The sequence below is a fragment of the Roseomonas aeriglobus genome, assembly GCA_016937575.1.
In the GTDB taxonomy this organism is placed as follows: Bacteria; Pseudomonadota; Alphaproteobacteria; order Sphingomonadales; family Sphingomonadaceae; genus Sphingomonas; species Sphingomonas aerigloba.
In genome coordinates, this window is record JAFHKN010000002.1 from 3389802 (window position 1) to 3405131 (window position 15330).

The following is a 15330-nucleotide window of genomic DNA, read 5'->3' on the forward strand; positions in this document are numbered from 1 at the left end:
CGTGGATATCTTCTGGTCGCCACCAGCGGAAGCAGACCTCGATCGGATCGCCGAATGGCTCGACGACCATCGCGGCCTGGAAATGTCCGCACGCGTCCTTGAAGCCATCGGACAACGCACGCATTTCCTCGCCGATTTTCCGCATGGCGGTCGCCCTTTGGCGGACGGCAAGCGGGCGTTGCTGGTGCTCGATACACCTTATGTGATCATCTACCGGCTCCGTGACGGGCTGGTCGAAATCGTTCGTGTCCATCATGAGCGCGAAAACTGGCAGGTTCGCGTCTGACCCGCATCGGACTCCTCGGCGGATCGTTCAACCCGGCCCACCGCGGGCACCGGGCGATCACGCTCGCCGCGATCCGCTCGCTGGGTCTGGACGAAGCGTGGTGGCTCGTTTCGCCCGGCAATCCGCTGAAGGCTGGTGCCAGCGACATGGCGCCCTTCGCCGCCCGGCTCGCCTCGGCCCGCCAGATGGCGCGGAACGCCCCCATTCGCGCGACGGGGATCGAGACCAAATTCGGGACTCGCTACACCATCGACACGCTGCGAGCGCTCAGGCGCCGCTATCCGCACACCGACTTCATCTGGCTGATGGGCGCCGACAATCTGGCCGGATTTCATCGCTGGCGGGCGTGGCGCGCCATCGCGCGGGAGATGCCGATTGCGGTCATCGCCCGTCCGGGGTATGATGGCGCTGCCCTCGCGGGTCCGGCGATGGCATGGCTCAGGCGCTTCCGGCGACCGACGTCACACGCGAAACACTGGACCGAATGGAGTCCGCCGGCGCTCGTGCTTCTGCGCTTCCGCCCCGATTCGACATCCGCAACCGCGGTGCGCGCCGCCTCGCCGGACTGGCATCTGGCCTATGCGCATCCCACATCGCCCGCATGACGCCCCAACCCGACACTGGAGTAAACTTGGCCACCACCCCCACCGCCGCCCCCCACAGCCCGTCGGCCGATGCCGACAGCGCGGAGGCGCTGCACGCGCTGATCCTGTCGAGCCTGGAGGACGACCAGGCGGTCGACACCGTCTCAATCCCGCTCGCCGGCAAGTCGTCGATCGCCGATTATATGGTGGTCGCGTCGGGCCGCTCGACCCGCCAGGTCGCGTCGATGGCGAACAAGCTGGCCGAGAAGATCAAGACCGAGTTCCGCCGCACCGCGCGGATCGAAGGCCTGCCGAACGCCGATTGGGTGCTGATCGATGCCGGCGACGTCATCATCCACCTGTTCCGCCCGGAAGTGCGCACCTTCTACAATCTCGAGCGCATGTGGGGCTTCGGCGACACGCCGGCGGCCGAGCTGAACTGACGCACATCCGCGCGAGATGCTCCTCCACATCGTCGCGCGCGGGCGGATCGGCCGGAGTCCGGAAGGGGAGCTGGTCGATCGCTATCTGAAGCGGATCGGCTGGCCGGTGAAGGTTACCGAATTGCCCGATACCGGCGGCAAGATGCCCGATGCGACGAGCGCGAAGATCGTAATGCTGGATGAAACGGGCGAGACGCCGGGCTCGGTCGCGTTCGCGCAGAGGATCGGGCGGTGGCGCGACGATGGCGTGCGCGAATGCCGCTTCCTGATCGGTGCGGCCGACGGGTTCGACGACGCGCAGCGCGCCGAGGCCGACATGCTGCTGTCGTTCGGACGACTGACCTGGCCGCACATGCTCGCCCGCGCGATGCTGGCCGAGCAACTGTGGCGCGCGACCGCTATCCTGTCCGGCCACCCCTATCATCGTGAAGGCTAGGCTGGCCCTCACCGTCGCGGCAATGCTGCTGCTCGGCGCCGTCGATGCGCCCCGCGCCGACCGTATCGCGGCAGCGGCAGCGGCCCGCGCGGCGGCGCTCGAACGGCAGGCCGATGCCGAACCCGATGCCGCACGTCGCAGTCGGCTGCGTCTGGCCGCGATCGAAGCCCGGATTCGCGCCGCGGAGGCTGCCATCGCCGCGTCCAAGGCGCGGATCGCCGTGACCGATCAGCGCTTGGCAGCCGAGGGCGCACGCCTTGCCGAGCGCCAGCAACCCGCCGCAAAGCTCGTCGCCGCGGTCCAGTCGCTCTCCCGGCGCCCCGCCGTGCTTGCCGTCATGCAGCCTGGATCGACCGGCGATGTCGTTCACGCCCGCGCGCTGCTGGGCACGTTGCTGCCCGTCGTTCGCGCTCGCACGGAGGCGCTTCGACGGGAGCTCGCCCAGACCCGCGCGCTGCGGGCCGAGGCGACAGAGGCCGCCAGCGCGCTGGCCGAGGCGAATGCCCGGCTCCAATCCGGCCGCCTGGCGCTCGCCCGGCTGCAGGCCGAGGACCGCGCCCGCGGCGCGGGCACCGGCGGCATCGCGAGCGAGCAAGCGATCGCGCTGGGGGAGCGTGCCCGCGACCTGGCCGGCATGATGGCCGAAACCGCGGCGGCGGCGGACGTTCGCACGTCGCTGGCCGCTCTGGCCGGCCCCCTGCCCCGCCCGGGCGACACGCCGCCGGCACCGAACTTTAGCACCCCGCCCTATCGCCTGCCGGTGCGCGGGCGAATCGTCGAGGGGCTGGGCGAACTGTCCGACAGCGGCGTCCGCGCGCGCGGCGTACGCTTTGCGGTCGCTGCCGGGGCGCCCGTCGTCGCGCCGGCCAAGGGACGCATCGTCTTTGCCCGGCGCTTTCGCGACTATGGCACCGTCGTCATCATCGATCACGGCAAGGGCTGGTCGAGCGCCCTCACCGGGCTGGACGCGGCCGACGTGACGCCGGGCACGGCAGTGACGATGGGTCAGCCGATCGGCCGGGCGGCGATGGCCGAGGCGCCGCGGGTCGGGGTCGAGCTACGGCGCCGCGGCGTGGCGGTCGATCTGGCGCAGTTGATCGGGTGACGCTCAGCCGGCGTTCATCCGCATGCGCGCTTTGCTAAGCGTCCCGCAAACCTGTATCTTGTTCGCTTCAATGCCGTACGTCAGGACATCGATGCCGCGTCCCTTCGCTTCCGCTCTTCAGGCCGCCGCCCTTCTGGGCACCATCGCGCTCGTCCCCGCGACGACCGCCGCGCTCGCCCAGGTCGATACCGGCGCGTATCGCGAACTCGATACGTTCATGGACATCTACAATCGGGTGAAGGCGGATTACGTCGACAAGGTCGATGACAAGACGCTGATGAAGGGCGCGATCCAGGGCATGCTCGCCGCGCTCGATCCGCATTCGAGCTATGTCGACGCGCTCGATTTCGACAATATGCGGATCGCGACCGAGGGGAATTACGGCGGCCTCGGCCTGACGGTCAGCATGGAGGACGGCGCGGTCAAGGTGATCGCCCCGACCGAGGATACGCCGGCCTATCGCGCAGGGATCAAGGCCGGCGATTACATCACCCACATCAATGGCACGCTGATCTACGGTCAGTCTTTGGACGAAGCGATCCAGGGCATGCGTGGTCCCGCGGGCAGCAAGGTATCGATCACGCTGGTCCGCCCTGGTCGCGACAAGCCGATCGACGTCACCCTGGTCCGCGAAGTGATCGTGCAGAAGCCCGTGAAGTGGGAGGTCAAGAACGGCATCGGCATCATCAACATCAACACGTTCAGCGCCAACACCGGCGCCGACACGCGCGCCGCGATCATGGCGATCGAAAAGTCGCTGGGCCACGCCCCCTTGGGCTATGTCGTCGACCTGCGCGACAATGGCGGTGGGCTGCTCACGCAAGCGATCGAGGTCAGTGACGTGTTCCTCGACCATGGCGAGATCGTGTCGCAGCGCGGTCGCGCCAAGACCGATATCGAGCGCTATTACGCCAAGCCCGGCGATCTGGCGAAGGGTCTGCCGGTCATCGTCCTGACAGATGCCGGCACCGCGTCCGCGTCGGAAATCGTCGCCGGCGCCTTGCAGGATCACCACCGCGCGCTGGTGATGGGCGAGCGCAGCTTCGGCAAGGGTTCGGTCCAGACGTTGCTGCCCTTGAGCGAGAATTCGGCGCTGCGCCTGACGACCGCGCGCTATTATACGCCGTCGGGCCGATCGGTGCAGGAAGGCGGGATCGAGCCCGACATCGCCGTACCGCAGCTGTCCGACGCAGACCGCAAGTCGCGCCCCGTGTTCCGCGAGGCCGACCTGCGCCGGCACCTGATCAACACCGCCAAGGTCGACAACAAGGCGCTGGAGGAGGACACGATCGACGATCCGCGCTTCACCGCGACGCCCGAATCGCTCAAGAAAGCGGGGGTCGAGGATTTCCAGCTCGACTATGCGCTGAAGACGATCGGACGGTTGGGCGGCACGACGCCGGCCAAGGCCCCGACGGTGACGGCGAAGCGGTGAGCGTACCGACGATGGCTGTACTCTACGTCTGTTGGGGGTGAGTGTGACGCGTAACGCTTCCCTCGTCGCCGCTAATCGCCTCGCGCTGGTCGTTCCGCTTGCGCTGATGGCCGGTGCGCTCGGCTCGCAATATATCGGCGGGCTCTACCCGTGCGAGATGTGCCACTGGCAGCGCTGGCCGCATTACGCCGCGATCCTCGTCGCGGCGGTCGCCTTCGCCGCGACCGGCGGCACGCGGCGCGCGCTCGTCCTGCTCGCGGCGTTGCTGATCGCGGTCAGCGGCGGGATCGGCGTGTTCCATGCCGGTGTCGAATATGGCTGGTGGCCGGGGATCACCGGCTGCACTTCGACCGTTCGTCCGACCGGAAGTCCCGAGGATATGCTGGCCCAGATCATGAACGCACCGATGATCCGCTGTGACGTACCGCAATGGACCTTTGCGGGCATCTCGCTCGCCGGGTTCAACGCGATCATTTCGCTTGTCGGCGCCAGCGCCGCAGCGCTGCTGGCGTTGAAGCGATGAGCCGCTGGCGCCCGGGCGACCCGCGCGAAGGGCATCACGCGATGATTCGCGTCGACCAGGCCGGCGAATATGGCGCGACCCGCATCTACGCCGGGCAGCTCGCGATCCTGGGGGACAGGACTTCGGCCGGGCGCAAGGTCGCGCATATGGCCGAGCAGGAAGAGCGGCACCGCGAATTCTTCGATGCGATGATGGCACGGCGCGGCGTGCGGCCGACGCTGTTCCAGCCGTTCTGGCATGTTGCCGGCTTTGCGCTGGGGGCCGCAACCGCCGCGATCGGGCCGGAGGCGGCGATGGCATGTACCGCAGCGGTCGAAACCGAGATCGACCTGCATTATGCCGCACAACTGGACGAGCTGGGCGACCGCGACCCGGAACTCTCCGAAGCCGTCGCGCGATTCCGCGACGAAGAGCTGGAACACCGCGACACAGCGCTCGCCAGCGGTGCCGAAAGTGCCCCCGCCTATCCGCTGCTATCGGCGGCGATCCGGCTGGGCTGTCGCGCGGCGATCGCGGTCGCTAAACGAATTTGAGAAGGGATTGAGCATGCTGAAACCGATCCTGATCGCTGCCGGCCTGACGCTCGGCGCCGGCCTGGCCGCTCCGGCGGCCGCGCAGGATGCGCCGATCAATGGCGTCGTCATCCTGTATGGCGACCAGAAATGCCCGACCAACCAGAACGGCGAGGAAATCGTCGTCTGCCAGCGGCGCGATGCCGGCGAGCAATTCCGCATCCCGAAGGAAATCCGCCAGCCGGAAATCAAGCCCGAGTACCAGGCCTGGGTGAACCGCGTCGACCAGGCGTTGACGCTGGGCAATGGCGGCATCGGTAGCTGCTCGACGATCGGGCCGGGCGGCGGCATCGGCTGTGCGGGCCAGCAGATTCAGAACAACCGTCGGATCATTGACGCGAAGAAGCGCGAGGACAGCGCCTATATTCCGAGGTAATCGGGCAACCGCGACGCCTTGACGGGGCCTCAGACCGTCAGGTCGCGTTGACCGCCGCTTGCTCGATCACGCTTGCTCCGGCGGCACGCTCACCGCGGAACACGGCGTCGTCGAGCGCGCCTTCGCCCCGCGCGACGGAGGTGGCGACGGTCAGGTTGGCGCTCGCGCTCGGCACGGTGCGGGTCATATCGAGCAGCCGGTCGAAGGGGAGGACGAGTCCCACAACCAACGCCGTCTGCTCCGCCGACACGCCGACCGCGCCCAGCATTGCGGTCAGCATGAACAGCGACGCTGATGGCACCGGCGCGGTGCCGAACGCCGCGAGCGCGCCCGTCACGAGCATCGTCGCCAGCATCACACCATCGGGCACGATGCCCAGCGCCTGAAGCGCGAACTGGCCAAGCAGCCCGACGTACATCGCGGTCCCGTCCTTGCCGATGCTCGCGCCGAGCGGAAGGACGGTCGAAGCGACGCCGCGTGCGATGCCCAGACGGTCCTGCGCGACGCGCAGCGCGACCGGCAGCGTCGCCGAGGACGACGCGGTCGAGAAGGCCACCGCGAGCGCATCGATGATGGAGCGAAAGAAGCGCAGCACCGAAACGCGTGCCACGAACCGCAGCAGCGCGGCGTGGACGATCGTCATCTGGACGAAGGAGGCGAGCACGACGCACAGCGCCAGCCAGCCGATATGGACGAACACGCCGAGGCCGGCGGTCGCGATTGCGTTGGCGATCAGCGCAAGGACGCCGAGCGGGGTCAGCTCCATCACGATCCGCACGATCCGGAGCAGCACCGCCGACAGGGACTGGAGCAGTCGCGCAACCGGCGCCCCCGCCTCGCCGGCCACCAGCGTCCCGACGCCGAGCAGGATGCTGACGAAGATGATCGCCAGCATGTCGCCCTTCGCCAGCGCCTCGACGATGTTGGTCGGAACGATGCCGACCAATTGTTCGTAAGGCGTCACGGCCATGCCGAGCACATGCGGCGCGACACCGGCGAGCCCGGCGCCGTCGCCCGGCCGCAGGATCAGCCCCGCGGCCATGCCGACGCTGACCGCGATCAGCGTGGTGAGCGCAAAGAACAGCACCGTCCGCCCGCCGACGCTGCCGAGCTTGCGGACGTCGCCGAGCGCCGTGATCCCCGCAGCGATGGTGATGAGGACGATGGGAACGACCAGCATCCGGATCGCCCGGACGAACAGGTCGCCGAAAATCGCGATTGCGGGTGCGGCCGCGGGCACGAACAGCCCGATGATCACCCCGATGACCAGCCCGCCGACAACCCGCTGCCACAAGGGGATCGCGAACCAGCGGCGGGCCAGGGTCATATCCGGCTAACCCAGCCCGTTCGTGCTGAGCTTACTGTCCGCCCGCCGCGGCGCGCGCGGCCTGGCCGTCGCCCTCCGGCGCGGCGACGATGTCGCGGGTCACCGAGCCCTTGTCGACGACCAGCGTCTTCGGGTCGCCGGCCGAGGCGCGAATGCCGTTGTCGGCGATCTCGCGGCCGGCCGCGGTCAGTGCGCTCGTCTCGCCCAGGCTGCGCGGGGCGGTGCCGCCGAACAGCGCGTCCAGTGCCTGCTGCGACGGGCTGCTATCCTGCGGGCGGGCCGCGCCCGGCTGCGGCGGGACCAATGCGAAATCGGGCGGAATGACCAGCGGCGCCTGGCGCGCGGTCGCGAATTCGTCGGGACGGGCGCGGTCGAAGCCCGAACGGCCGCAACCGGCAAGAGCCACGGCGGTCATGGCGACGAGGACGAGCTTACGCATTCTCACTTCTCCTGAAGACCCGGCTTGGCCGCCTTGGGCGCGAACAGCGCACGGACGAGCAGGATCACGACGCCGATGGTAATCGCGGCGTCGGCGACATTGAAGACCAAAAACGGGCGCCATTCTCCGATATGGAGATCGGCATAGTCGACGACATAGCCCAGCCGCACGCGGTCGAGGATATTGCCGAGCGCGCCGCCCAGCACCAGCGCCAGCGCCAGCATGTCGCCGGTCACCTTTTCGCGCCACATCCAGATGCCGACACCGATCGCGATCGCACCGGTCAGCGCGACCAGCGCCCAGCGCGTCACTGGCCCATCGGCGGGCAGCAGGCCCAGCGAGATGCCGATGTTCGGCACGAAGCGCAGGTCGAAGAACGACACGATCTCGCGCGCGTCGCCGATCTGACGAATGCCCAGCGGCCCGGTCACCCACGCCTTGATCAGCTGATCGACGACGAAGATGGCGGCGGCGAGCGCGAAGCCGGGGGTACGGGAACGAAGCATCAGGCTCTGCACTCAGGCGACGACGGACGCACAGCGGTCGCACAACGCGCCGTCCTGCGCAACCTCGGGCAGGTGACGCCAGCAACGGCCGCATTTCTCGTACGAGGTGCGGGCGACCGTGACGTCGTCGCCCTTTGTCACCTTGGCGACGATGAACGTCTCCGCCAGCAGGCCGGTATCGAGCGGCAGGTCGGGCACCGTGACTTCCGCTTCGTTCGACGACCGGATCGTCTTTTCGCGGCGATAGGGTTCGATCGCTTCGGTCACCTGCGCGCGCAGGCGGCGGACGTCGGCCCAGTTGGTCGACACCGCATCGTCGCCCGGCACCGCCGGCAGTTCGGGCCATTCGAGGAAATGGACCGACCCGTCCTCGCTCGGGAAGCGCGCCTGCCACACTTCCTCGGCCGTAAAGGCGAGGATCGGGGCGGCATAGCGCACCAGCGCATGGAACAGCACGTCCATGACCGTCCGGCATGCCCGGCGGCGCACGCTGTCGGCGGCGTCGCAGTAGAGCGAATCCTTGCGGATATCGAAGTAGAAGGCGCTGAGATCGTCCTGCGCGAATTCGGTCAGCGCGCGGGTGTAGCGGTTGAACTCGAACGCTTCGGCGGCGGCCCGCAGTTCGACGTCGAGGCTGCCCAGCCGGTGGAGGATGTAGCGCTCCAGCTCGGGCATATCGGCCACGTCCAGCCGCTCATTCTCGTCGAAGCCGTCGAGTGCGCCGAGCAGATAGCGGAAGGTATTGCGCAGCTTGCGATAGGTGTCGCCGGTGCCGGCGAGCACTTCCTTGCCGATGCGGACGTCTTCGAAATAATCGGTCTGGGCGACCCACAGGCGCAGAATGTCCGCGCCCGATTCGCCGATCACCTTCAGCGGATCGACGACGTTGCCGAGCGACTTCGACATCTTGCGGCCATTGCCGTCGAGCGCGAAGCCATGAGTCAGCACCGCGTCATACGGCGCACGCCCGCGTGTGCCGCAGCTTTCCAGTAGAGACGACTGGAACCAGCCGCGATGCTGGTCGGAGCCTTCGAGATACAGGTTCGCGCGCGTGCCCGCGCCATAGCGTGCCTCGACCGTGAAGACATGGGTGCTGCCCGAATCGAACCACACGTCGAGAATGTCGTTCTGCGGCTCATAATCCGCCAACGCATAGTCCGGCCCGAGCAGCGCCTGATGGTCCGCGCCGAACCAGGCGTCGGCGCCGCCCGCCTTGAACGCCTCGACGATGCGCGCATTCACGCCCGCATCGTTCAGATATTCGCCGGTCTGGCGATGGACATACAGGGCGATCGGCACGCCCCACGCACGCTGCCGGCTGATGACCCAGTCCGGGCGCCCCTCGACCATCGAACGGATGCGATTCTGACTGCGGCCGGGCACCCAGCGCGTCCGCTCGATCGCATCGAGCGCGAGCGCGCGCAACGTCGGGCCATTGCCGAGCGCCGCCCCCAGGACGGGCGACGTACCGAGCGTCCCGACCTCGATCGGCTGCGCGGCGGCAGCCAACGCGATCTGCTCCGGCGTCGGACTGGCGGCTTGATCCATGGGAATGAACCACTGCGGCGTGCAGCGAAAGATGACCTTCGCCTTCGACCGCCAGCTGTGCGGATAGCTGTGGGCGAAGTCGTCCGACGCCGCGACCAGCGCGCCCGCGTCACGCAGATCCGAACAGATCGGGCCGTCGCTGGCGGTGAACTTCTTGTTGATGACGCTGCCCTGGCCGCCCAGCCACGCCCAATCGGCGCGATAGAAGCCGGCGTCGTCGACCGCAAAGACCGGATCGATGCCGTGCGCCTTGCACAGGGCGAAGTCGTCCTCGCCATGGTCGGGCGCCATGTGGACCAGGCCAGTGCCGGCGTCGATCGTGACGAAGTCGCCCTCCAGGAACGGCCGCGGCTTGGCGTAGAAGCCGCCCAGGTGGTGCATCGGATGACGCGCGGTCGCGCCTTCGAGCACCGGGCCCTTTGCCAGCAGCTCGAAGGATTCCATGCCGATGCCGGTGCGCTTCATGAAGGCGGGCAGCAGCGGTTCCGCGACCATGTAGCGCTTTCCGCCATGGCCGAAGACCAGATAGTCGATCGCAGAACCATAGGCGATCGCCTGGTTGACGGGGATCGTCCAGGGCGTCGTCGTCCAAACGACCGCCAGCGCGCCGACCATCTGCGGTGCCTCGGGGCATTCCGCGATCTCGAAGGCGACGTCGATCTGGGTCGAGGTGATGTCCTCATACTCGACTTCGGCCTCGGCCAGCGCGGTCTTCTCGACCGGCGACCACATCACCGGCTTGGCCCCGCGATAGAGCTGACCGCTCTCGGCGAACTTCAGCAGCTCGCCGACGATCGTCGCCTCGGCCGCGAACTTCATGGTGAGGTACGGGTCGTTCCAGTCGCCCTGTACGCCCAGCCGCTTGAACTGCTCGCGCTGAACGTCGACCCATTTGGCGGCATAGGCGCGGCATTCGGCGCGGAATTCCTGCGCCGGCACCTCGTCCTTCGACCGCTTCTTGGCGCGATACGCTTCCTCGATCTTCCATTCGATCGGCAGGCCATGGCAGTCCCAGCCAGGCACATAGGGTGCGTCCTTGCCCATCAGGCTCTGCGATCGCACGACCAGATCCTTCAGGATCTTGTTCATCGCATGGCCCATATGGATGTCGCCGTTGGCGTAGGGCGGGCCATCATGCAGGATGAAGCGCTCGCGCCCCTTACGCTGTTCGCGCAGCCGCTCGTACACGCCGATCTTCGCCCAGCGCTCGAGGATCGCCGGCTCCTTGGCGGCGAGTCCGGCCTTCATGGGGAAATCGGTCTTCGGCAGGAAGACGGTGTCGCGCCAGTCGCGCGGCGTGTCGGAAGCGTCGGTCATAGGTTTTGCGGCCTTAGCGCGTGTGTTGAGCCGTCACAAATGGCTTTGCACAAGATCCTACCCGGCACGCGAAGGTGAAGGGGGTGGGCCGCGACGGACGTCGCTGGTGGAGAGGCCCTTCCACCATGCTTCGCATCGTCCCCCTCCCCTTGCCGGGGAGGATCAATCGTTCAAAATCGCCCGCGCGCGATCGCAATCGGCGGCCATCTGCGCCTGCAAAGCCGCCAGATCGGGGAATTTGGCCTCGGGTCGCAGATAGTCGACCAGTTCGACCTCGATCACCTGCCCGTAGAGATCCTCGGAAAAATCGAAGAAATACGCTTCGAGCAGTTCGACCGGCGGCTCGAACATCGGACGGATGCCCAGGTTTGCCGCCCCCGTCAGCACCCGCCCGTCGGGCAAGCGCCCCCGCACCGCATAGACGCCGTAGGCGGGCCGAAGATATTTGCCGAGCGCGATGTTGGCGGTGGGGTAGCCGATCGTCCGCCCCAGCTTTGCGCCCCCCTCCACCACGCCTTGAATCGCAAACGGCCGGGTCAGCAGCGCCGTCGCCTCGCGCGGGCGCCCGGCCTGCAACGCCGCCCGAATGCGGCTCGACGACACGGCCGCGCCATCGTCCACCACCGGGCCGACGGTATCGACCGAAAAGCCGAGCTCCGCGCCCAGCGACCGCAGGACCGCGACGTTCCCGCTCTTGCCACGACCGAAGGTAAAATCCTCGCCGGTCACGACGCCGGCGGCGCCGACGAGCCCCAGCAGCCGTTCGACGACGAACGCCCGCGCGTCGAGCCCGGCCAGGCCCGCGTCGAAGGCGAAGACCAACATCGCGTCTGCGCCGGCCTGCGCGAACAACCGCTCGCGCTGATCGAGCGTCGTCAGTCGGAACGGCGGGACATCGGGCCGAAAATAGCGCACCGGATGCGGATCGAACGTGGCGATCAGCGCCGGCCGTCCCTCGGCCCGCGCCCGCGCGATCGCTGCGCCCGCGACCGCCTGATGGCCGCGATGAAATCCGTCGAAATTGCCGAGCGCCACGATCCCGTCGCGCAGCTCGGACGGAACCGGCGCCTCACCGCCGAGCCGCATCATGGCGGCGGCTTAGCGTGAGGGCGCCGACTTGTAAGCTATTTTATGGCTCAGCCGGGATAACCCAGCATCTCGCGCGTGCGGCTGTCCGGCGGGCTGGCATCGACCGGACGACCGCGTGTCGCCCCCCGCACGCCGGCGGCGACCTGCGCGATTTTCGGCAGCGCCATCAGGCTGAGCACATAGCCGATCACCGCGCTGCCGCCGTATCCCACGATCGGGGTCGGGTAGTTGCCCACCGCCGCCGCGGCGATCGCACTGAGCCAGACGACGCCGAACACCGCATAACTCTCGCGCCGGTCGCGATCGTACAGCGCGCCGACTATCGCGGGCACCAGAAGCAGCACCGACCCGCCCAGTACCGCCAGCCCGGCCAGCGGATGAACCTCGAACGCGGTGTAGAGGATCTGATCGACATAGGGCATCGCCGGCAAAGTGTCGGGCTGGACCAGAGCCACAGCAAAGCCGACGATCCCTGCCACGACCGCCGCAAGCACGTACCGGTCGGGCTTCATCGCCGCCAGCGTCACGGTACCGATCGCCAACATGCCCGCCATCGCCCTGTCCGGCTGTGCTGCCATGGCGACGGTGGCGAGCAGGATGCCGATTGTGGCGAGGATGTTGCGGGCACGGGCGAAGCCGACCAGCATCAGCGGCAATAGGATCAGGCTCGGCTGGACGCTCAGACCGCCGATCGTCCACCACCGCGCGGCGCCTTCCGCGCGATCGCCCAGCGCTGCGGTCACGATCAGCATCAGCGCCATGATCAGCGTGCCCAGGCCCGGTACGCCGGCCGGCGTTCGGCGCAGACCGAACGCGATCAGCAGACCGACCGCCAACGCACCGCCGTTGATCGCCAGATTGCGCATCGGCGCCCCGGCCGCGGCCATGTAGGCCGCTCCCAATATCGTCGCAGCGATCGCGCAGGCGATGCCGACGGCCTGGGGACGGCGACGCAGGTCAGTGGCGGACATAGCGAATGTGTCTCCGAACAGGTGGGTGGTGACGATGCCGGGGATCAGCCCGGCAAGACTGTCGATCGCGAAGCGGAGCGCGGCGCGATCGTCGTCGATCGTGTCGGTTTCCTGAGAGATTGCGCGTGCCCAATCCCGCAGCGACGGCGGCGACAGGGCAATCAACGTACGGCAAAGCCCCCTCGCGAGCCCGCGCGTGAGGCCGCTCACGCCGTCAGCCCGCGTGGGTCGGCCGTGACCGGCGGATTGTCCTTCGCCAACTGCACGCCGCTCGCCGTCAGCCGATATGCATGGCGCGGCGGCCGCCCGCCGCCGGGCGGCTGCTGCCACTCCGCTTCCAGATAGCCCTGGCCCTCCAGCCGGATCAGCAGCGGGTAAAGCGTGCCCGACTTCACCCCGGCGCTGCGGGCGAGGTCGTAGCCATGCCGCCAATGCCCTCGCGCCTCCAGCAGGGCGGCGAGGATGTTGCGGGCATGGGGCGACAGCGCACGGGAACGAACCATGCGTCACGAATCTACCTAGGTAGATTTAGAGTCAAGCCCGTTTCGGCGACGACACAAACCGCTGTCCTACACGCCGCAACCTGTGCCACAGCAAAGGGCATGACGCTGCCATCGACCGTCCCCGACCGCGCGCTGCTGCCGACACCGCTCGCACGTCTCAACTTTCTCAACTTCGGCACGCGGCGCCCGCAATGAGTGACCCGCGCACCGCCGACGTCCTCATCATCGGATCGGGTGCCGCCGGCCTGACGGCGGCACTCAACCTTGCCGAACGCTACCGCGTCACCGTGCTGGCGAAGGGCGGCTTCGACGAAGGGTCGACCGCCTGGGCGCAGGGCGGGATCGCCGCCGTGCTGGAACCGGGCGACACGTTCGACAACCATGTCGAGGATACGATGGTCGCCGGCGCCGGGCTGAACGACCGCGACATCGTCGAATTCGTCGTCGAGGAGGCGCCTGCTGCGATCGCGCGGCTGCAGGCGCTGGGCGTCCCCTTCGCAACCGAAGGCAGCACGCTGCACCTGACACGCGAGGGCGGGCATTCGCACCGCCGCATCGTCCATGTCGCCGACGCGACCGGCTGGGCGGTGCAGGAGGCGTTGCTGAAGGCAGCACAGGCGCATCCCAACATCGCGATGGTCCCCGACATGGTCGCGATCGACCTGGCGACCGGGCGACACGAGGAACGCTATTCCGGGGCCGGCCATGTGTGGGGCGTCTATGCCTTCAACCGCCGGACCGGAAACGTCGAGACATATTGCGCTCGGGCCACGATCCTGGCGACCGGCGGCGCCGGACGGACCTACCAATTCTCCACGGCGCCACGCGGGGCGACCGGGGACGGGATCGCAATGGCGTGGCGCGCGGGCGCGCGCATCTCGAACATGGAATTCATGCAGTTTCACCCGACGTGCCTCTACAATCTGGAGGTCAAGAACTTCCTGATCACCGAAGCCGTGCGCGGTGAAGGCGGGCGGCTGATCAATCCGGCGACCGGCAAGCGCTTCATGGAATTCTACGACGCCGAGCGGATGGAGCTTGCCCCGCGCGACGTCGTCGCCCGGGCGATCGACGCAGAGATCAAGCGCTACGGCCTCGATTACGTCCATCTCGATATCAGCCACCAGCCCGCCGACTTCGTCCGATCGCACTTCCCAAATATCTACGAAAAGCTGATCGGACTCGGGATCGACATGACCAGGGCACCGATCCCGGTGGTGCCGGCGCAGCATTACACCTGCGGCGGAATCGTCATCGATCGCGATGGACGCACCGACCTGCCGAACCTGTGGGCAGCGGGCGAATGCACCCAATCGGGCCTGCACGGTGCCAATCGCCTGGCGTCCAATTCGCTGCTCGAATGCTTCGTGTTCGGCGAAGCGGCGGCCAAGAGCATCGCTGCGGACTGGGACGATCTGCGTGAGCCCCCGAAGATCCGCGCCTGGGACGAAAGCCGCGTGACCGATTCGGACGAAGAGGTCGTGATCAAGCAGAATTGGACCGAAATCCGGCGTTTCATGTGGAATTACGTCGGCATCGTCCGCACGACCAAACGGCTGGAACGCGCGCAGCACCGCATCGATATGCTGATGGGCGAGGTCGCCGATTACTATGGCCATTTCCGCGTCACGCCCGACCTGATCGAGCTGCGCAACCTGCTCCAGGCGGCCGACCTGATCGTGAAATCGGCACTGCGCCGTCACGAATCACGCGGGCTGCACTACACGCTGGATTACCCGGAAACCGCTGAAAAGGCGGACGATACGGTGCTTGTTCCGTAACCGTTCACCTGTTTGTCGCTACAAAGAGTCGACTCGTCGCAGGCGGCAGGCATCCGGCTTGTCCCGGCGTGGCGATCGGCAGAGGTAGA

General features: G+C 67.7%; 17 protein-coding genes. 10 read left to right on the forward strand and 7 right to left on the reverse strand.

Annotated features, from left to right (window positions below; genetic code table 11):
- The first annotated feature begins 1 nt into the window (after position 1).
- The 9 genes from JW805_16585 to JW805_16625 all read left to right on the forward strand — a co-directional run bounded on the left by JW805_16585 (position 2) and on the right by JW805_16625 (position 5760).
- Complete coding sequence (locus JW805_16585) at positions 2–286, forward strand: type II toxin-antitoxin system RelE/ParE family toxin (protein MBN2973625.1); 285 nt, start codon at positions 2–4, stop codon at positions 284–286.
- Complete coding sequence (locus tag JW805_16590; protein MBN2973626.1) at positions 268–891, forward strand: nicotinate-nucleotide adenylyltransferase; 624 nt, start codon at positions 268–270, stop codon at positions 889–891. The genes JW805_16585 and JW805_16590 overlap by 19 nt, the downstream gene beginning before the upstream one ends.
- Positions 888–1313 (forward strand): ribosome silencing factor, encoded by a 426-nt coding sequence (gene rsfS / locus JW805_16595; GenBank protein ID MBN2973627.1) that lies wholly within the window; start codon positions 888–890, stop codon positions 1311–1313. Before JW805_16590 ends, rsfS begins: the two co-directional genes overlap by 4 nt.
- 16 nt (positions 1314–1329) lie before the next feature.
- On the forward strand, positions 1330–1749 hold the full coding sequence (locus JW805_16600) for a 23S rRNA (pseudouridine(1915)-N(3))-methyltransferase RlmH (GenBank protein MBN2973628.1): 420 nt from the start codon (positions 1330–1332) through the stop codon (positions 1747–1749).
- Complete coding sequence (locus JW805_16605) at positions 1739–2854, forward strand: peptidoglycan DD-metalloendopeptidase family protein (GenBank protein ID MBN2973629.1); 1116 nt, start codon at positions 1739–1741, stop codon at positions 2852–2854. Before JW805_16600 ends, JW805_16605 begins: the two co-directional genes overlap by 11 nt.
- A 91-nt stretch (positions 2855–2945) precedes the next feature.
- Positions 2946–4289: a S41 family peptidase gene (locus tag JW805_16610; GenBank protein MBN2973630.1), complete on the forward strand. Its 1344-nt coding sequence runs from the start codon at positions 2946–2948 to the stop codon at positions 4287–4289.
- Positions 4290–4332: 43 nt separating this feature from the next.
- Positions 4333–4812, forward strand: a complete 480-nt coding sequence (locus JW805_16615; GenBank protein ID MBN2973631.1) for a disulfide bond formation protein B — start codon at positions 4333–4335, stop codon at positions 4810–4812.
- A complete protein-coding gene (locus tag JW805_16620) occupies positions 4809–5345 on the forward strand; it encodes a demethoxyubiquinone hydroxylase family protein (protein MBN2973632.1) in 537 nt (178 codons plus the stop codon). Before JW805_16615 ends, JW805_16620 begins: the two co-directional genes overlap by 4 nt.
- Before the next feature lie 13 nt (positions 5346–5358).
- A complete protein-coding gene (locus JW805_16625; GenBank protein ID MBN2973633.1) occupies positions 5359–5760 on the forward strand; it encodes a hypothetical protein in 402 nt (133 codons plus the stop codon).
- A gap of 37 nt (positions 5761–5797) precedes the next feature.
- Here JW805_16625 and JW805_16630 read toward each other — a convergent pair whose 3' ends face one another.
- The 7 genes from JW805_16630 to JW805_16660 form a co-directional block, all read right to left on the reverse strand.
- A complete protein-coding gene (locus JW805_16630) occupies positions 5798–7087 on the reverse strand; it encodes a dicarboxylate/amino acid:cation symporter (protein ID MBN2973634.1) in 1290 nt (429 codons plus the stop codon).
- 31 nt (positions 7088–7118) lie between these two features.
- Complete coding sequence (locus tag JW805_16635; protein MBN2973635.1) at positions 7119–7526, reverse strand: DUF3035 domain-containing protein; 408 nt, start codon at positions 7524–7526, stop codon at positions 7119–7121.
- Between the two features lie 2 nt (positions 7527–7528).
- Entirely contained in the window at positions 7529–8032 is a 504-nt protein-coding gene (gene lspA / locus JW805_16640) for a signal peptidase II (protein MBN2973636.1), read from the reverse strand.
- 12 nt (positions 8033–8044) lie between these two features.
- Complete coding sequence (locus JW805_16645) at positions 8045–10897, reverse strand: isoleucine--tRNA ligase (protein ID MBN2973637.1); 2853 nt, start codon at positions 10895–10897, stop codon at positions 8045–8047.
- A 162-nt stretch (positions 10898–11059) separates the two neighbouring features.
- Positions 11060–11983, reverse strand: a complete 924-nt coding sequence (locus JW805_16650; GenBank protein MBN2973638.1) for a bifunctional riboflavin kinase/FAD synthetase — start codon at positions 11981–11983, stop codon at positions 11060–11062.
- A 50-nt stretch (positions 11984–12033) separates the two neighbouring features.
- Positions 12034–13167, reverse strand: a complete 1134-nt coding sequence (locus tag JW805_16655; GenBank protein ID MBN2973639.1) for a hypothetical protein — start codon at positions 13165–13167, stop codon at positions 12034–12036.
- Positions 13164–13460 carry a PadR family transcriptional regulator gene (locus tag JW805_16660; protein ID MBN2973640.1) on the reverse strand — a complete coding sequence of 99 codons (297 nt, stop codon included), beginning with the start codon at positions 13458–13460 and terminating at the stop codon, positions 13164–13166. Before JW805_16660 ends, JW805_16655 begins: the two co-directional genes overlap by 4 nt.
- A 191-nt stretch (positions 13461–13651) precedes the next feature.
- On the opposite strand from JW805_16660, the gene nadB reads away from it, so the two are divergent.
- Positions 13652–15241 carry an L-aspartate oxidase gene (gene nadB, locus JW805_16665; protein ID MBN2973641.1) on the forward strand — a complete coding sequence of 530 codons (1590 nt, stop codon included), beginning with the start codon at positions 13652–13654 and terminating at the stop codon, positions 15239–15241.
- Positions 15242–15330 lie beyond the last annotated feature (89 nt).